Origin of the sequence: Thalassobacillus sp. B23F22_16 (assembly GCF_043496955.1) — a bacterium.
Taxonomy (GTDB): domain Bacteria; phylum Bacillota; class Bacilli; order Bacillales; family Halobacillaceae; genus Thalassobacillus; species Thalassobacillus devorans_A.
This window is the reverse complement of the sequence record NZ_JBIEKD010000038.1, coordinates 1-18,253: the sequence shown is the minus strand read 5'-3', so window position 1 is coordinate 18,253 and position 18,253 is coordinate 1. Positions and strand designations below refer to the sequence as shown.

Annotated in this window: 21 protein-coding genes; 2 read left to right on the top strand and 19 right to left on the bottom strand. The window is 41.9% G+C overall.

Going from position 1 to position 18,253, the window contains the following annotated elements; all coding sequences use genetic code 11:
* Window positions 1-567: 567 nt before the first annotated feature.
* From ACGTNI_RS18900 to ACGTNI_RS18830, 15 genes are all read right to left on the bottom strand, one after another.
* Complete coding sequence (locus tag ACGTNI_RS18900) at window positions 568-966, bottom strand: Asp23/Gls24 family envelope stress response protein (RefSeq protein ID WP_085508828.1); 399 nt, start codon at window positions 964-966, stop codon at window positions 568-570.
* A gap of 19 nt (window positions 967-985) precedes the next feature.
* A complete protein-coding gene (gene accC, locus ACGTNI_RS18895; protein ID WP_085508829.1) occupies window positions 986-2,341 on the bottom strand; it encodes an acetyl-CoA carboxylase biotin carboxylase subunit in 1,356 nt (451 codons plus the stop codon).
* A 13-nt stretch (window positions 2,342-2,354) separates the two neighbouring features.
* A complete protein-coding gene (accB, locus tag ACGTNI_RS18890; RefSeq protein WP_394464121.1) occupies window positions 2,355-2,867 on the bottom strand; it encodes an acetyl-CoA carboxylase biotin carboxyl carrier protein in 513 nt (170 codons plus the stop codon).
* A gap of 240 nt (window positions 2,868-3,107) precedes the next feature.
* Window positions 3,108-3,656 (bottom strand): SpoIIIAH-like family protein, encoded by a 549-nt coding sequence (locus ACGTNI_RS18885; protein ID WP_085508831.1) that lies wholly within the window; start codon window positions 3,654-3,656, stop codon window positions 3,108-3,110.
* A 15-nt stretch (window positions 3,657-3,671) separates the two neighbouring features.
* The gene (gene spoIIIAG, locus ACGTNI_RS18880; protein WP_085508832.1) at window positions 3,672-4,292 is read right to left on the bottom strand and encodes a stage III sporulation protein AG; all 621 of its coding nucleotides are present in this window, start codon (window positions 4,290-4,292) and stop codon (window positions 3,672-3,674) included.
* Window positions 4,285-4,890: a stage III sporulation protein AF gene (spoIIIAF, locus tag ACGTNI_RS18875; RefSeq protein ID WP_394464119.1), complete on the bottom strand. Its 606-nt coding sequence runs from the start codon at window positions 4,888-4,890 to the stop codon at window positions 4,285-4,287. The genes spoIIIAG and spoIIIAF overlap by 8 nt, the downstream gene beginning before the upstream one ends.
* 12 nt (window positions 4,891-4,902) lie before the next feature.
* Window positions 4,903-6,069 (bottom strand): stage III sporulation protein AE, encoded by a 1,167-nt coding sequence (gene spoIIIAE / locus ACGTNI_RS18870; protein ID WP_085508834.1) that lies wholly within the window; start codon window positions 6,067-6,069, stop codon window positions 4,903-4,905.
* Window positions 6,070-6,096: 27 nt separating this feature from the next.
* A complete protein-coding gene (spoIIIAD, locus tag ACGTNI_RS18865) occupies window positions 6,097-6,486 on the bottom strand; it encodes a stage III sporulation protein AD (protein WP_062446637.1) in 390 nt (129 codons plus the stop codon).
* A gap of 6 nt (window positions 6,487-6,492) precedes the next feature.
* Window positions 6,493-6,699: a stage III sporulation protein AC gene (spoIIIAC, locus tag ACGTNI_RS18860; RefSeq protein WP_028783177.1), complete on the bottom strand. Its 207-nt coding sequence runs from the start codon at window positions 6,697-6,699 to the stop codon at window positions 6,493-6,495.
* A 17-nt stretch (window positions 6,700-6,716) separates the two neighbouring features.
* A complete protein-coding gene (spoIIIAB, locus tag ACGTNI_RS18855; RefSeq protein WP_085508835.1) occupies window positions 6,717-7,229 on the bottom strand; it encodes a stage III sporulation protein SpoIIIAB in 513 nt (170 codons plus the stop codon).
* Window positions 7,174-8,163, bottom strand: a complete 990-nt coding sequence (gene spoIIIAA, locus ACGTNI_RS18850; protein WP_394464118.1) for a stage III sporulation protein AA — start codon at window positions 8,161-8,163, stop codon at window positions 7,174-7,176. Before spoIIIAA ends, spoIIIAB begins: the two co-directional genes overlap by 56 nt.
* A 326-nt stretch (window positions 8,164-8,489) precedes the next feature.
* Window positions 8,490-9,047: an elongation factor P gene (gene efp / locus ACGTNI_RS18845; protein WP_085508837.1), complete on the bottom strand. Its 558-nt coding sequence runs from the start codon at window positions 9,045-9,047 to the stop codon at window positions 8,490-8,492.
* Window positions 9,048-9,076: 29 nt separating this feature from the next.
* Window positions 9,077-10,138: a M24 family metallopeptidase gene (locus tag ACGTNI_RS18840; protein WP_394464117.1), complete on the bottom strand. Its 1,062-nt coding sequence runs from the start codon at window positions 10,136-10,138 to the stop codon at window positions 9,077-9,079.
* Window positions 10,139-10,140: 2 nt separating this feature from the next.
* Window positions 10,141-10,584 (bottom strand): type II 3-dehydroquinate dehydratase, encoded by a 444-nt coding sequence (gene aroQ / locus ACGTNI_RS18835; RefSeq protein WP_394464116.1) that lies wholly within the window; start codon window positions 10,582-10,584, stop codon window positions 10,141-10,143.
* Window positions 10,585-10,656: 72 nt separating this feature from the next.
* Window positions 10,657-11,166 carry a YqhR family membrane protein gene (locus tag ACGTNI_RS18830; protein ID WP_394464115.1) on the bottom strand — a complete coding sequence of 170 codons (510 nt, stop codon included), beginning with the start codon at window positions 11,164-11,166 and terminating at the stop codon, window positions 10,657-10,659.
* Window positions 11,167-11,312: 146 nt separating this feature from the next.
* On the opposite strand from ACGTNI_RS18830, the gene ACGTNI_RS18825 reads away from it, so the two are divergent.
* The gene (locus ACGTNI_RS18825) at window positions 11,313-12,257 is read left to right on the top strand and encodes a DUF1385 domain-containing protein (RefSeq protein ID WP_394464114.1); all 945 of its coding nucleotides are present in this window, start codon (window positions 11,313-11,315) and stop codon (window positions 12,255-12,257) included.
* A gap of 33 nt (window positions 12,258-12,290) precedes the next feature.
* Window positions 12,291-12,686, top strand: a complete 396-nt coding sequence (locus tag ACGTNI_RS18820; RefSeq protein ID WP_085508842.1) for an SA1362 family protein — start codon at window positions 12,291-12,293, stop codon at window positions 12,684-12,686.
* Window positions 12,687-12,702: 16 nt separating this feature from the next.
* Here ACGTNI_RS18820 and ACGTNI_RS18815 read toward each other — a convergent pair whose 3' ends face one another.
* The 4 genes from ACGTNI_RS18815 to ACGTNI_RS18800 form a co-directional block, all read right to left on the bottom strand.
* Window positions 12,703-13,593: a patatin-like phospholipase family protein gene (locus ACGTNI_RS18815; protein ID WP_394464113.1), complete on the bottom strand. Its 891-nt coding sequence runs from the start codon at window positions 13,591-13,593 to the stop codon at window positions 12,703-12,705.
* Between the two features lie 117 nt (window positions 13,594-13,710).
* Complete coding sequence (mntR, locus tag ACGTNI_RS18810) at window positions 13,711-14,139, bottom strand: transcriptional regulator MntR (RefSeq protein WP_085508844.1); 429 nt, start codon at window positions 14,137-14,139, stop codon at window positions 13,711-13,713.
* A 175-nt stretch (window positions 14,140-14,314) separates the two neighbouring features.
* A complete protein-coding gene (locus tag ACGTNI_RS18805) occupies window positions 14,315-16,882 on the bottom strand; it encodes a vitamin B12-dependent ribonucleotide reductase (protein ID WP_085508845.1) in 2,568 nt (855 codons plus the stop codon).
* Between the two features lie 1,069 nt (window positions 16,883-17,951).
* Window positions 17,952-18,253, bottom strand: a 302-nt coding sequence (locus ACGTNI_RS18800) for a transposase (protein WP_394464112.1), incomplete at its 5' end; no start/stop codon positions are given.

Genomic DNA, 18,253 nt, shown 5'->3' with positions numbered 1-18,253 from the left:
TTTCCTTAATATTGAAGAAAAGGAATAACTTGTTTAACAAATGGAGTATAAAAAATTTTTAAAAGTGTTAAAACGATCTTTAACCCTTGGTGTATCAACATTTCCGGAGGGAGTCTCGCAGTTTCCCTGCCACCCCATCCGAAGGATGGGAGAAAAGAACCCCTGTTATATTGCAGATGTCTTCTACTTTTAATGGATAATTGAATAAAGATGCGGCTTTAAGTTCATATTTCATGTATAGCTCACTCTTGGTTCGAAGAACGATATACTGATGTTTCCATTTCTCTCATAAACGCAAGGAGGTCCGGGAAATTGCGAGACTCCGATGGGAGAACAGTACATGGTGAGATCCCGCAGGGCTTTAGCCCGAGGAAGCTCACCGTACACCCATGGAAAGCGAGTAATTTCCCGGACCTCCAAACCGTTACTACCGTAACGGAAACAACATATCTCGAAACTGAGACTTCCATTAAAGGGAGCTTTTATGGAAAATCAATGCGTTGATTTAACAGGAGCTGCAAATTAAAAAAGCCATAGATCTCAGCTAGAGAGACCTACGACTTTTTTTTATTGTTCTTCTACTTCTTCGTCTTCTTTCAGTTCCATTTGGACACCGACGACATGGATATTGATTTCATTAATTTCTAATGCCGTCATGTTTATTAACGCCTGGCGGATATTGTCCTGAATTTTTTGAGCTGCAGCCGGGATCGCAATGCCATAGTCCATAACAACAAACACATCAATGCTTATTCCGTCATCTTCCAGCTCGACTTTGACACCTTTCCCATGATTTTTCTTCCCTAACCGTTCTACAACCCCTGAAGCAAAGTTTCCACGCATAGATGCTACCCCTGCTACTTCAGAAGCAGCAATACCCGCAATAACTTCTATTACTTCCGGGGCAATCTCAACATTTCCTAGTGAAGAATCACTGCTTACATTCAATAAGCGCTGTTCACTCATACCATTCACTCCTTCCCCACTATTCATCATCCATTATAGTATATTTCTCTAAAAATTTTGTGTTGAAGTCTCCGCCGACAAAAACAGGGTGTTTCATCATTCGCTGATGAAATGGGATAGTGGTTTTGATGCCATCGACCATATACTCATCCAACGCCCGGCTCATCCGGTCGATAGCTTCTTCTCTCGTTCTTCCATAAGTGATCAATTTAGCAATCATCGAATCATAGTATGGAGGGATCATGTAACCTTGGTAGGCTGCAGAATCCACCCTTACCCCCAAACCTCCTGGCGGCAGGTACATTTCTATTCTCCCAGGTGAAGGCATGAAATCTTTGAAGGGATCTTCTGCATTAATTCGGCACTCCATCGCCCATCCTTCAAAAGTGATATCTTCCTGAGTGTATTCAAGCTTCTCATCTGAGGCTACTTTGATTTGTTCTTTAATTAAATCAACACCAGTGACCATCTCAGTGACTGGATGTTCTACCTGAATACGTGTATTCATTTCCATGAAGTAGTAGGTATTCTGCTCCTGGTCAAATATAAATTCAACAGTCCCCGCTCCTGAATAATCGACTGCAAGTGCGGCTCTTACAGCTGCTTCCCCCATATCTGCCCTGATTTCGGAAGTGATGGCAGGGGACGGAGTTTCTTCGATCAACTTCTGTAAACGACGTTGAATCGAACAATCCCGTTCTCCTAAATGAATCGCATTACCGAAATTATCAGCTAGTACTTGAATTTCCACATGGCGGAAATCTTCAATGAATTTTTCGATGTAAACACCAGGATTTCCAAATGCTTTTTCTGCTTCATTTTGAGTGACACGGATTCCTTTAACCAGTTCATCTTTGTCACGGGCAACACGAATTCCTTTACCGCCACCGCCAGCAGTTGCTTTGATGATGACAGGATATCCAATTTCCTCTGCAACTTTCAGCCCGTCTTCTTCATCTGCAATAATTCCTTCTGATCCTGGGACTACAGGTACACCTGCTTCTTTCATCGTTTCACGAGCAACATCTTTTGTGCCCATTTTTGAAATAGCATATGCAGATGGCCCCACAAAGGTCACATTACATTCTTCGCACATCTCCGCAAACTCTGCATTTTCAGAGAGAAAACCGTATCCCGGGTGGATGGCATCTACATCTGTCAATTTGGCCAGGCTCATAATATTTGTATAATTTAGATAACTGTCTTTACTCAGTGTCGGGCCGATGCAATAAGCTTCATCTGCAAGCTGAACGTGCAAGGCTTCTTTATCAGCTTCTGAATAAATCGCCACCGTTTCAATGCCCATTTCTTTACAAGCCCTTATAATACGAACTGCAATTTCACCTCTATTGGCAATCAACAACTTTTTAATCATACAGCTACCCCCATTAAACGGTCTTAACCCGGAAAAGTGGCTGTCCGTATTCGACTAGCTCTCCATCTTCTGCCAATATTTCTACGATTTCTCCGGATACTTCCGCTTCGATTTCATTAAATAATTTCATCGCTTCTACAATGCACACCACCGAGTCAGGCTTTACTTTCTCGCCGACTCTTACATATGGATCACTATCTGGTGAGGAAGCAGCATAGAAGGTACCGACCATCGGTGAGGTAACCTCTGCATCATAATCAGACTGGGAGGATGCTGGTGCTTCTTGCTTGTTCTCTTCCTGCGAAGGTGTTTCTTCTGTTTTTTCTTTTACCGGCTCTGGTTGTGGCTGCTTTTCTTCCTTAACAGGAGCAGCAGCTTGCACAGGTTCTTGCAGTTGCTGGCTGACAACTTGTCCGCCTTGTTTTTTCATGGTTACTTTTGTTCCGTTTGTTTCGAAACAGAATTCATCAATTTTAGAATCATCAATTAATCTAATTAATTCTCGGATTTCTTGAACCTTCAACATAGATGGCACCCCTTGTTTTTTTATTACGGATTTAATAACAGGTATTAATAACTCCTTTTAACATTCTACGATAAAAGCAGTAGAAACTTCAACTTTGCACTAAAGCGTTTTCCATTTTGTTAACTATTTCCGGCGTCAGACTCCATTAGTGTTAAGAACTGTAACCACATTTGAACTGATTCACCTTATCGTTTAACCTCACAAATAAAAAAAGACCTCTCCGGGAGAGATCTTTTCTATTTAGTTAGCTGGTTGAAATTTTACCCTGACTGGCTTTTCACCAAACTCATCGACAGCCATTTTAATAATATTGTTTGTTTCTTTTTTAGAAAGTTCATTTGCTTTGACAGTTACATTAATAACATCCTCTTCCACTCGAACCAAGACATCATCATACTGGGCATTTGCCTGAATAGTGGTTTCCAGAATCGACTCTTTAGTTTGAAGTTCCTGTAACTGCTGCATTTCCTGTAGAGCATCATTTTTTTCATCTGCGCTATAATCACTGGAGGCTACGATATCGGATAATTGCTCATGCTGTTTGTCTCTTGCATCTTGCTTTTGCATACGGATGGCAGCAAACATCTCTTCTGCTGACATTTGGCTGATAATTGTGCCCTCGTCATTGTTTGCATCAGCAGCCATGTCATCTCCTGATTCGTTCTGGCTCCATTCCTCATCATTAATGAACGCCATTTCATCGCCTTCTGGTGCCGTCATGTAATAAACACTCAACACAATCATCAGACTTAACATTGTCAATAACCAAACGGTTTGCTTTTTAACCATTACCCTTCCCCCTTATTAATTTTTAGGCATGACCGATACTCGATGACTCGGTACATCCATCACCCTTGAGACTGCTTCGACTACCCATTGCTTCACTTGCATATGATCTACACCTTTCGCTACCACCAACACCCCTTTGACATTAGGTTTTTTTGTTTGTATCAATAATGGAAGCTCCTGATCGCCTTGCCTTACCAACACCAGCTGCTGCTCCCGGGAATAATCTTCGATACTCCTTTCCCCACCGTTTTTATCTGATTCTTCAGTGGTCTGCTTTCCAATAATAAGGTTTTTGTCGTAAACCTTTTCTTTGGTTGCTTCAAGGTTGATCATTACCTCCACCTCACTCACTCCCTTTATATTTTCTATTAAGGGGGTGAGCTGCTTTTCGTAGCTTTCTTCAAGATCCTTGATCCCTTCTTCTGTATCGGCGTTGTGAACCGCAGTTTCTGCAGCTGCGCCCGGATCTGGCTGTGTGGACAAATCAATTGGGTCCGGGGAAGATTTTTGAAAAATGTTCCCGACCATCAACAGCAAAAGACCAATCAATCCGACTAGGACGATATAGCCTCTTTTATTGAGCTTTTTACCGTCATCTTTTTTTAAGAAGGAAAAAATCTCCTGCCATTTACTCATTTGCACCCTCCCATTGAATCGTGATTCTGTCTTGGTCCAACTGCCAAAGTTCTGCTAAATAAGATACGATTGCTTCTTTAGTCTGCTCGTCCTTTTCTTGCGCAGGTTTGTCTAAGTCAATATCAATGTTCTCAATGGATTCCACTGTTTCAACCTCTTTCAAAGACACCTGTACGGTTTCCAGATGTTCCAGGTCTTTCACTTCATCTTTGAACAGGAAAGTAATATCCATTATTTCTGCGCTGAAGTCCTGGGCCAGCTTTTCTTCTGCCTGAGATTTCATTTGGACAACCATTTGTTCTAATATATATGCATCCTGTGTGGCTTGTATTTCACTTTTCTTTGTTTCAACTGATTTTTTTAACGCTTCTTCTTTCACTATCTCGGTCGAGAATGTTTGAGCCTGTGTTTGAATCAACTGGTTTACATCCGTGTTGAATAATCGGAACAATGGATTGAGGAAAATTAAGACGAGTATGAGAGAAATAGCCAACCTGGCATACTTTTGCATTTGCCCCGAAGGAAGCAGGAAATCGATCACCATTGCCAGCAGTAAAAAAATAACTATTTCCGTCACCCATTGAATAATGAACGCCACGGTTTTTCCTCCTTATCGAACCATCATGGTCAAGTTACTGGATGCCACTAATATGGCAATTAACAGGAAGAACATAAAGGTAACAGTAAGTAAACAAGCAAATATATATAAGATATGTTTGCTGATAATAGAAATACTTGTTACTACCGGCCCGTTTCCTATCGGCTGAAGGACTGCCGCTGCAATTTTGAAAGTGAGCGCAATTGCCAGTACTTTTAGAGCTGGGAATAAAGCTAGTCCAATCACAATGATTACGCCCGCCAAACCGATTGTATTTTTCAATAGTAATGAAGCTCCCAATACGGTATCTGTTGCATCCGTGAACAGCCTGCCGATTACAGGAACGAAATTACCTGTAACGAACCTCGCCGTTTTCATCGCAACCCCATCCTGTATGGCCGTAGCTGCACCCTGTACAGAAATGACACCTAGAAATATCGTCAGGAAAGTTCCGATTAGCCCAAGGCCAATATTTCTTAACAGTTGAGCCAGCTGATCCACTTTATATTTATCTGTCAATGAACTTGTCATTAACAGCAGGGCTGACAAGTAAAAGAGCGGTAATACCACCTTCGATATTAGGACACCACTTATCTGAATAAGAAAGATTATAATAGGATGAAAAAATGATAAAGACACTAAGTGCCCGAACGTTGCCATTATGCCAAGCAACAGTGGTAAAAGCCCGATAATGAATCCACTCATGGCATCGATAGCATCACTGGTATAAGATACCGCCAAATGAAAACTGTTTAGTGCTAGCATTATTAGAACAAGGTAAACGATCATATAGGCAACTTTGCTTACCGTAGTTTGTTCAAAAGCATTTTGTAATGTATGCAGGACCGTTATAAATAAAGTGAGAAAAATCAAACTTCCCAGCAATTTTCCGTTCGCAATCAGTTCATGAAAAAGAAATTTAAGGAATCCTTTTAACCAATCCATGACCGTCAACTCAGATGATTGTTTGGCAAAATCTTTTATATTCATCTGTTTCAATTCAGGTAAATAGCCCCCATACTCCCTGACAATAGAACTCCAATATTCATTTAATTCTCCAAAGTCTATATTTTCCATCAGTGGCTCGGGTCCAGCCGGCTGACTTGGCTCGGCAGCTATTGGGTCAGGTGCAATCAATATTCCTATCACTATTAATAAAACTAAGGAGGGCCATTTCATTTTATGCCCATCCCCCTTCTATCATCATTATCCAGGGAAAAATCCTAATATCGCTTCAATTAAAGCCGTCAGAATCGGTATGGATAAGAGCAGAATGAATACCTTTCCTGCCAACTCAATTTTTGAAGCGATAGAAGACAACCCTGCGTCCTTTGTCAAATGAGCGCCGAATTCCGCAATATAAGCAATACCGATTATTTTTAAGATTGTCTCGACATACACCCCATGGATGTTCGCTTTTCCCGCCATATAATCAATCAATTTAAAAATATGGGAGATTTGCTGGATGAGAGCCAGGAATATGATCAGCCCAGTGAAGATAGCAAGCATGAAGGCTAAAGATGATTTTTGTTCTTTTAAAAGCAATATCAAAATACTGGATACAATGCCGATTCCCACAATTTGTAAGATATCCATTTCAAATTATCCTTGAAATAAAAATACCGATTTGATTTGCTGGAACAAATCAGCTAGTCCGTTCAGAACGATAAAAAGAACGATGATGAACCCTACAAGAGTAACCACTTGGGCAATTTCTTCTTTTCCCATTTGCTTTAATATGCTATGAATCATTGCTACGATAATTCCTATTCCTGCAATTTGAAATAAAACCGTTGCATCTTGGATCACGATCTTCGGCCTCCTCCTTAGATGAGTAACAATACGATAAGTAAGCCTGTCAAGAACCCTAGTCCTTTGACAGTTTTGTTGTATTGATGATAAATACTCAGAGCCTCTTCCAACTCCCTGTCCAGATGGCTTAATGCTAACTGCACTTGTTTTCTTTGATGTATAAGGTCCTGTTGTCCAAGTGTCTGCCCAAATTGTTTGAGTATTTCTTTTTCATTTTCTCCTAGCGAAGTGTAGACCCAATGACGATCAAGTTCTTCCGTCCATACCTGGCTGAAGTCTACACCTCCTTTATGCTTGGTTGACGCAACTTCCCGGAAAAACCAGGAGATTGGTTCCTGCAGCTGCTTAGAAAGGTAGGAACACGCCTCCAGGAGCGGGGTCTGTCCATAAACCATTTCTGATTCCAGTATCTGTAAGGCGTGCTTCCATTGCTTAATTTGTCTAGGTCGCTGTTTGAATTTGCGTGCAACCTCAAATCCTACCCATGTGGTGGCGGCTAGTAATAACAGGGCTCCTATCCACTTCATGCGCATTCCCTCCTGAAGTCACATCCATGATGTTCTCTGTTTCATCCAAAATCATCGCTCTGCCTGCCGGATTGCCACTGCCGCTTTTCTGTAAAAGGACAAACCTTTTGAAAACCTGCTGGTCCAGCAACTGTTTAATCGAAGGACGTTTTCGTAATTCTTTTAAGTTATTTCCATGCACAGTACAATACAAAGTTACGCCGGCGTTGATTGCTTCTTGAATAGCATCTACATCCCGTTGATGTCCGATTTCATCGACCACCAATACGTCTGGCGACATGGACCGGATCATCATCATCATTCCTTCTGATTTGGGACAGGCATCCATAATATCCGTCCGCCGTCCTAAATTAAGTTGGGGAACACCATGGATGCTGGCCCCTATTTCCGATCTTTCATCTATAACAGCAACTTTTTTTGCTGCCACTCCTTTCCATCCAGTGCTGATATGGCAGGTGATATCCCGCAACAAAGTTGTTTTTCCAGTCTGTGGAGCCCCTATAATCAACGTATTGCAATAATTACCTTTATGAACAAGGCGACCCATCAGTCCCTGGGCAGCCCCACGCTTTTCTCTTGCAATCCGAATATTAAAGGAAGAAATATAACGGATAGCCTGTACAGCACCATTGCTCGTGTTGACTTTACCTGCAAGTCCGATCCGATGTCCCCCCTCTACTGTGATAAAACCCTCTCGCAACTCATCTTCCAATCTATAAAGAGAAAACTGACTGACTTGATTAAGAATATGGTTTTTTTCCGTTTCTGTAGGAACCAGATGTTCTAGCCATTCATAATCCTTGTAGTAGACTACCTCCAGTGGCTGTCCAACCCTGACCCTTATTTCATGAACCGTCTTCCAGTCCACCGCTTCCTCAAGCGCCTTCTGCATAACGGGAGGAAATAAATTCAAAATCTCTCTCAACAAGACCACCCCATCTACCAACTCTTTAATGTAAATGTATGCACCACGAGATGGTATATGACTATCTCTGGAACGGAAAGATCATGTCCAGTAAACTATTAACAAGCAGACAAAAAGAACACCAGTACAGGATTGGTGTTCTTTTATGTACACGTTAAAATGGAACACGCTGCTACGGGTGCAGCCTTATTTCATTCCCTGAAACTCTATACATTCCCTTATCCATAGAAATTAGCAAGAAGGCCATTCGGTTCCAGCTTGCCTGGTATGGACAAATAAAAAAAGCTGCCCCGGAAAGTCTATTGCAGACTTATGGGACAGCTCTTCTATTATATTTAGCCTCGGGAAACGTATTTTCCGTCAGAAGTGTTGATGATTAGTGTGTCTCCTTCATTTACGAAAAATGGTACTTGGACGACGAGTCCGGTTTCGACTGTCGCTGGTTTTGTTCCACCGCTTGCCGTATCGCCTTTGACACCTGGCTCGGTTTCTGTAACTTCAAGTTCCACATTGTTTGGCAACTCGATACCAATTACTTCCCCTTGATAGGTTTGGATACTTACTTCCATATTCTCTTTCAAGAATTTAAGTTCACGTTCAATTTGGTTTGTTTGTAGTTCGAGCTGCTCATAGGTGTGATTATCCATAAAAGTATGGGCGTCGCCGGATGAATACAAGTATTGCATTTTATTCGTTTCAATATGGGCACGCTCCACTTTTTCTCCACCCCGGAATGTTTTCTCCTGTATATTCCCATTCCTTAAATTACGAAGTTTTGATCTTACAAATGCAGCACCTTTACCAGGCTTGACATGCTGGAATTCAACAACAGACCAGATCTCTCCGTCTACTTCAATGGTCAAGCCGGTTTTAAAATCATTGACTGAAATCATTAAAATCTCTCCTTTTCCCTGCGTTCTCTTTACAACGTAATTAATTCTTTAGGTGATTGGCTCAGACGCTCATTACCCGCTTCCGTAATGAGAGCATCATCTTCGATTCTGCAACCGCCTACTCCCGGCACATAGATACCTGGTTCTACTGTAACTACCATTCCAGCCTCCAAAACTTTGTCGCTGCGAGGTGACAAACCAGGACCTTCATGAACATCCAATCCTAGTCCATGCCCTGTAGAATGACCAAAATATTCACCGTAACCCTTTTCTTTTATATAATCACGTGTCAGGTCATCTGCTTCTTTGCCTGTAATTCCAGCAGCTAACCCTTCCATACCACGTAACTGCGCTTCTAGTACGGTATCATAAATCTCCTTCAGCTCATCACTGATCTGCCCTACAGCAACTGTGCGGGTAATATCAGAACAATAGCCTTTATATAATGCCCCGAAATCCAAGGTGACAAGTTCTCCGGACTGGATCTCTTTTTCCGAAGCTACTCCGTGAGGATAAGCAGACCTTTCGCCAGAGGCTACGATGATGTCAAAACTCGAGGAAGTTGCTCCTTGCTTACGCATAAAGAATTCCAGTTCATTAGCCACATCAACTTCCCTGATACCGGGTTTAATGTAGGAAAGGATGTGGTCGAAAGCGTCATCTGCGATTTTAACAGCATCCTTTAATATACTAATCTCTTCATCTGTCTTTATCAACCTCAACTTTTCCACCAGACCAGATGTAGGTACGAGCTCAGCGCCTAACTTCTCCTCGTACTGACGGTGACTGCCGTATGTAAGTAAGTCTTGTTCGAAACCGGCAGTCTTCACTCCTAATCGGTCGACCTGGGCAGCAATCTCGTCGACTAATGACTGCTTATGTTCTACTATTTCATAACCTTTCGCCTGTTCTTCTGCCTGTTTTGTGTACCGAAAATCCGTAATGAGTAACGCATCTTCCGCTGTAATTAGTACTGCCCCGGCAGTTCCGGTAAAATTAGTCAGGTACCGTCTGTTTTTATCACTCGTCACTAGTAATGCGTCAATATCCATGTCTTGTATGCTTTGTCTAATACCCCTGATTTTATCCATATTTACCTTCTCCCTTCGAAACTTTCCATTAATGCTAACGCAGCCAGGCGATAACCAAGGAGTCCGAACCCGACGATTTGCCCTTGGCAGACTGGAGCGAGCATCGATTGATGCCGGAATGATTCCCGCTGATGGACATTTGAAATATGAACCTCCACTACAGGAACTTCAGTAGCACTGATAGCATCCCGCAAGCCAATGCTCGTATGCGTGTATGCAGCAGGATTAAAAATTACACCTTCATATTTCCCTTCTGCCTGTTGTATGGCATCGATCAGCTCACCTTCATGGTTCGATTGATATTCATCCACTTCGATCCCCTTTTCAGCAGCAGTTTCTCTCGCCAGTTTTACAGCATCGTCCATGGTGCCATGCCCGTATATACCCGGTTCTCTTTTTCCTAATAAATTTAAGTTTGGTCCATTTAAAACCAGCAAGCGTTTCATCATGATCTCTCCAGTGCTTCGTAGAATATTCACACAAATCAATCTTATCATACTTCCATGGGCTTTTAATAATCATTTCCCTGAAGCATCGCCATCAGCTGGCTGATTAAGATCATGATATTCATATGATATGGAATACCCGATAAAGGTGCCGTATAAAACAAATAAGCAAATTGTCGTGACAATCGTATCACTTGTCATATCCGGAAGAGCAGGAACAGCTGCAAAAATAGGGTTCAATAAATAAAATACGATTCCCCACACGGCTCCCCCGTACAATACACCGGGCATAATACCATTTGTTTTCTTCAAAGCTAAGTAATAAACAAGGGCACCTGCTATGGATATCAGACTGACACCAATGATACCCAGTACTTCCCCTAAAAAGGAACTCGTCCAGCCAGTCTGCCAGAATGAACGAATTAAGAATGAAGCAGGCGATACTTCCGTAAAATTAAAATAGTAAGATAGTGCCCCGAATATACTCCATAACATCCCGCCGACAAACCCGGTCAGTAAAGATTTATTCATGATGCTTATTGGTTTTTCCTGTTGGTTTTGTTCTAATTGTGTCTTATCCATGTCAACACCTCCATCTGCTAGTTTCTCCCTTTAGCATCAAATAATTCTTAAACAGGGCTCATAGGAAGAAAAGGGGCTAGTGATACTATGGGATTTGCTGTAAAATATAAGTTAAGAGGTAAATTACAACGTAAGGTTGGTGTACTATGTCCGAAAAAAATTCAACTGCATACGGCGGGCAGGCTGTAGTAGAAGGCGTTATGTTCGCCGGAAAAAAAAGCTATGTAACTGCCATACGTAGAAAAGATAAAAGTATTGAATATTTTGAGCTGGAACGGAAAGAATCTAAAATAGCAAATCGTTTAAAAAAGATCCCATTATTAAGAGGTCTCGTTTCTCTCATTCAAGCAAGTGCAAATGGCACTAAACATTTGAATTTTTCTACTGAAAGATATGATGTACACCCAGAGGATGACGAGCAGATCGAAAAAGAAGAAGAATCTTCTAAATTAGCTATGATCTTAGGTGTGGGGGCCATTGGTGTATTATCTTTTTTCTTTGGAAAGCTTATTTTCACAGTTACTCCTGCATTAGTAGCTGACTTCTTTGAACCTGTCATCTCTGGAAGGTTCGGCCAGGTCGCATTGGAAAGCCTATTCAAACTCATTTTATTACTGGGTTATATCTATTTCATTTCCATGACACCAATCATTAAGAGAGTATTCCAGTATCATGGAGCTGAACATAAAGTAATTAATGCGTATGAAAATGGTGCCCCACTGACCGTAGAAGGAGTACAAAAGCAATCACGTCTCCATTACCGTTGTGGATCCAGCTTTATTTTGTTTACAGTTATAGTTGGGATGTTTGTTTACATGTTCGTTGCCACAGATCCACTGTGGTGGAGGATCGTTAACCGGATCTTTCTCATACCTATCGTTATTGGACTTTCCTTTGAAGTTTTACAACTAACGAATAAAGTAAGAAACGTTCCTCTACTAAAGGTATTAGGGTATCCAGGTCTGTGGCTGCAGCTCCTGACAACCAAGGAACCAAAAGACGATCATGTTGAAGTTGCATTACATTCTTTTAAAAAAGTGCTTGAAAATGATGAAAATGGCCGAAAAGGTGGTATACAGATAGTAGGGTGATCTCTTAACGATTTGAAAATGGAAGGGAGGCACATGAAAATCATGCCACGCAGTCGTATGACTCCTGTCATTTATATTTTGATTGGGCTTGCAGTCGTCGGTCTTGTAATGAAATTGGCGACCGATGCCATGGGTCTTTTGACAAACCTGTTGATTATGGTAGGTATCGCAGCAGTTCTTTACTTCGTGCTTAATCATTTTCTGATGAAACGAAGAGGTGGGTCATCAGATGAAATGAAAAAATACAAACAGGCTGTCAAGCAGTCGAAAAAGAAGTACAAAGGGAATGAAAGTAGTACAAAACCTACTGGAAAATCTACCTTCAACCCATCCCCTATCCTTAGTAAAAAGAAACGAAAAACAAGTGCTGCACACCTGCGCGTTATCGAAGGCAATAAAAACAAGAAAAAAAATCGAGCCTCATCTTAAGATGAAGCTCGATTTTTTATTTTCTCCATTTCCCCATAAACATCTCCGCATGCTCTCTTCCAATTTGAATTAACTCATCTTTTTGGTTCTCATTCAAGTGAAAATCCGTAGTATCAATTGTAGTTACTGGAATAAAGAGAATATCTGCACTCTTAGATTTAGAAATATACCGCGCATCGTGCGCTTGCTTCATAGTAGAAAAAAGCGCATGGAACATTTCGATTGAGTTATTGATTTTCCTTTCCGGCAGCTGGTTTGGTGGATTGCTAAGTTTCATACCGAGTATCGGTCTGATCCGCTTTCCATCACGATTTTCCAGTGACCAAATCGGGAAATTGCTAAGCAATCCACCGTCTACCACTATAGATTTGACGTTCCCCTTGCCTTGTAATTTGACTGGACTAAAATAATACGGAAGTCCAGCACTCATCCTTACTGCTTTCGCAATTGGAAATTGGTAAGGATCAATATTATAATAGGTCTCTAAGTCATCTGGTACAACCAATATCCTTCCAAGGGTCAAATCAGAACAGATGATTTTCAGTTTTCCATCAGGCAGATCACGAAAGGTATAGACACCTTTAGCCGCAAGGCGATCATATAACCAACGTTCAAGCCGATCCCCTTTATATAAACCCATGCGAAAATACAATAAAAACCATTTGGTAAAAGGAATCAGCCGGTCCACCAAAGGAGGGTCGACGAATGTTTCAAAATCTAATTCTCTTAGGACAGCTTCAAGTTCATTGACACGATAACCCGCTGCAAGCAGACTGGCGGTGATTGCACCCGCAGAGGTTCCAGCCATCCTTTGAAAGGTATAGCCTCTTTTTTCCACCACCTGCAATGCTCCCACAAAGGCAAGAGCTTTTACCCCGCCCCCTGAAAAAACACCATCGATTTTCATAGGTCCCCTCCTTAGAGGCCATTTGTTTCATATATAAGGAGTTTCAGGCTCGTATAGAACCGAAAAATCACGAAAAAAAGACGCCCTTTCTTCAAGGTACGTCTTTACTGCTTGGTTTTATGTGGTTTCTTTTTCATTATTTTCTTGTACTTGCCGCAGTCCTTTAATTCTTGTTTCATCTTCTTCAAAGTATTGCACCAGGTCACCTATACGATCGATGGAGTTCCAGCTTAAATGGTGTTCAATACCTTCAACATCTTCATAGATATTTTCATCAGCTACACCAATGATTTCGAGGAATTGCTCCAACAACTCATGCCGGTAAACGAGACGTTTTCCTATCTTTTTCCCTTTCGCCGTTAATACAAGGCCCCGGTATTTTTCATAATTCAGGTATTGATCCCGATCCAGCTTCTGTACCATTTTTGTTACAGAGGAAGGGTGGACACTCAACGCTTCTGCAATATCAGAGACCCGTGCATATCCCTTCTCCTCTATCAGCATATATATTTGTTCAATATAGTCCTCCATACTCGGTGTCGGCATGCTAATCCCCCAATACTGCCTATCTGGATATGTATAATAAAAATCATACACTAGTTTCTAAAAAGTGACAAGAAAGACCCTATCATAATAACTATTGGAAAGTCTTTTCACCCGGTTTGTTTTTTCGTATAGCAAAAACCCTGCAGCTGGATTGCCACAGGGTTCATTACTTAAATTATAACCCACACTTTAACTGGGCATTACAATTCGTGCATGTATTACAACCGCCAATGTCTTCCACTTTCCCTTTACGGCATACAGGACATGTATTACCAACTTCTGAACCAATCGTCACATCCGTTTTTGTTAATTCCTGGACGGTATCCATTAATACGACCCGAGGTTTTTTATCTTCTTCAAATTCAAATTCTGTCTGTTCGCCCTCAAAATCATTTTCTTCGGCTTTAAGCGTCAGCACCTGTGAATCACGGCTGCCGTCGACATAAACCGTTCCACCTTTGGCACCTCCGCGATACAGACGCTGGTAAACACTTTCCACCTGCTCGACAGAATAACCTTTAGGAGCATTGACAGTTTTAGAGATAGAACTGTCAACCCAGCGCTGGATCACACATTGGGTATCCGCATGGGCTTCCGGTGATAACCCCATCGCAGTTACAAACCAATCAGGCAGATGGTCCGGATCCTGCTCTGGGTGGTGATCCAAATATTCCTGGACGATGTCCGCCTTCACCTCTATGAACTTCCCTAACCGTCCGCTTCGGTAGTAAGAGAAGGAGAAGTATGGCTCAAGTCCTGTTGAAACTCCTACCATCGTTCCTGTGCTGCCTGTAGGGGCTACCGTCAACAGATGGGAGTTGCGGATGCCATGTTCAAGTATTGCTTCACGAATATCGTCCGGCATTTGTTTCATGTACCCTGTATCGATAAACTGCTGCCGTAATTCGTTCGTTTCCTTATCGGTTTCTCCTACTAAATAAGGGAAGCTCCCTTTTTCTTTAGCCAGCTCAATCGAAGCACGATAAGCTGTGGTGGCAATCGTTTCAAAGATTTCATCCACCAGTTTGTTGCCTTCTTCTGAACCATATTCCGTTTCACAGTAGATCAACAGGTCATGAAGCCCCATGACACCCAGACCGACACGACGCTCACCAAGCGCCTGCTTACGGTTCTCTTCCAGGAAGTAAGGCGTCGCATCGATGACATTATCCTGCATCCGTACCCCGGTTTCTACTGTCTTCTTCAATTTATCGTAGTTGACTTTTTTATTCTCTTTGTCCGCCATCGCTGCCAGATTGACGGCGGCAAGGTTACAAACAGAATAAGGAGCAAGAGGCTGTTCACCGCAAGGGTTGGTTGCAACCACTTTTTGTCCATAGGCAGTAGCATTCGTTTTTTCATTAGCATTATCAATAAAGAAAATACCAGGCTCTGCCGAATAAGTGGCACAGATGTTAATCAAATTCCATAGTTCTTTTGCTTTGATTTTCCTGTACGTACGAACGCCGTATCCTTTGGCTTTCCATTCCCGTACATCGCCAACCTTATGCCATTCAGCATTATATTCATCCATTTCCTGAGCAGTGTAATTTTCCACATCCGGGAATCGAAGATGGTAATCTTCGTCATTCTCTACTGCTTCCATAAATTCTTTAGTGATGCAGACCGAAATATTGGCTCCTGTAAGGAAATCAGGATTATGAACCGTATAAGTCCCTCCGGTCAACAGTTTTTCTTCCGCTTCCCTAATAGCCTTTTCTGTAAAACCACCATAGCCCGGCATATTTTTATAGTTCACAACACTTTGATACATGTCACGCTCTGTTTCTGTTAAAGGAGTGAACTTCAGTTTTTCCTGAGCTAATCGCTTAATTTGTCCATCTTCCGTGTTCTCAATCAGGAAACGAAGAATCCGGGGATTCTGCATCTTCGAAATAATGAACTCCAGAACATCCGGATGCCAGTCCGCAAGCATAATCATCTGAGCCCCTCTTCTTGATCCGCCCTGCTCGACCAAGTGGGTAAGCTTGGCAATATCATCAAGCCAGGATACAGAACCAGAGGACTTCCCATTTACGCCTCTCGCCAGGGCGTTACGCGGCCGTAATGTCGATCCATTCGTTCCGACCCCGCCTCCACGGGACATGATTTCCATCACTTGCTTTCGATGATCAGATATTCCTTCCCTGGAATCCTGTACAAACGGCATGACGTAGCAGTTGAAGTAAGTAACATCAGTATTGGCACCTGCTCCATAGAGGACTCGGCCTGCCGGTACAAAATTCAATTCAGAGAGTTCTTTATAAAATTCCTGATACCAGGTGTGCTTTTTCTCCGGATCTGTTTCTACCTCCGCCAACCCGGTTGCATTACGCATAGCAATTTGTTCGTAAAATATTTCCAAGGGTTTATCAATCGTATCCAGATTCCGTGTTACTATCCCTGTTTCGCGTTCTTCATCGTTATCCAGTACATGAACAAATTCCTGTTCAACCTTAACATTCGCCCTTTTCGCTTCCCAATCAATCGATTCAATGAACCCCAGACCACGTGCAGGGAAATTCGGATCTTCCTTTACTGTTAGTACTACAAAATCCCCTTCGCCTAAAGTCAGTCTTTCTGTATCTTTAAAAGCGTATCGATCCAGCATGACAAGACGCGATACTCCTTTATGTGTAATGTTCATATCCGGTTCAATCTCATGGACTTGAGGGAATTGTCGAATATCTTTATTCAACCGCTCTACGTCAATGTTTGTATGAGATTCAGCAGTAGTTGGCATCAATGAACCTCTCCCTTATCTATTTATTTTATATAAAAATGATGGTATTCTTCTTGTTGTCTGTTTTTTTTATTCTACAAGTAACATACCACATAAAAAGAATCTTAATCAATATATTGTGTTCTTTTTTTAAAAATAACACCAGATATTGTGTTTAGAACGAAGTGATTAGTTTTTGTCAATCTTAAAATCATGCGAAAAAGATAGAGAACCAGAGATAAAATAAGTTAATACGCCTTTTTTCTTTGCAGGTAAACTTTTTTATCATTTGCAAGATATGACATTTTTCACCATAACCTTACTTCGTGATGATACATAATTTTGTTAGTCTCTGTTAAACATTGTTGTTAATTTACCATAAGAGGTCTATTCAATTAAAGGGCCGAAAAGTCGAAGACTTGATTTCGAGATGATTGTGTGAGGGGAAGGGTCGTTGGGAAAGGATTCGCTTTCCGCGGGGAAGACGGCAAGCCTCCTCGAGCTAAAGCTCTGCGGGGTCTTGCCAGTCTATCCTTTCCCGCAGGAGTCTCACCCTTCCCCCACGCCCCTTGCCATATGAAGTTCTCGAAATCACGCTTATAAAAACAGCCCCATGATGTGATAAAAAAACATTTACATTCTTTACATGCGCAGTTGAAGGGGTTAGTTATACACCTTTTGAAGGGCCCGTTAACTTTAACAATGGCTGGGTGGGCAGGGAAACGGGGAGACTCCCTCCGGAAATGTTGATACACCAAGGGTTAAAGATCGTTTTAACACTTTTAAATTTTTTTTATACTTCATTTGTTAAACAAGTTATTCCTTTTCTTCAATATTAAGGAAATCGAAGGGACGCGTTGCGTTTCCTAACTGTATTAGGCGATCTTTTTTGTATGAATCGATGCACCTTGGATCCCTGCTTTCTTATGAGGACTTACCCTCCCATGTCTCTTGGCGTCGTGCGCCTACATTCCTTCGTTTGGTCTCATCATAAGGCAGAGGCCGGCTTTATTCTCCCGCATAGACTCGTAGTCTGTTGTCTCGCTTGGCGCCAGCTTCTCCGTGTCATCTTATGGGTCAGAAATATAGGTTACGCTGCCTGTTGAAGACAGTGGAGGTCCTGTTTCATTCGGTCCTCATTGAAGTGAACCTGGCGGTTCGATAAACCAAAAAAGATCTTTAACAGTTTTCCGCACAACACGACCATTGCTTCCTTCTTTTTCAAAGGATTAACGGGACGAGTAATGTAGTACTGGTATAATTCCTTAAACGCACGATTATTTTGAATCAAAGGCAATATGGCGCGAAACAGAAGGTTTCTGAGCCGTTTTCGTCCCCGTTTGGAAATTTTCTTTTGACCTTTATGGTAACCGGAAGAGTTCTCGCGCAGTG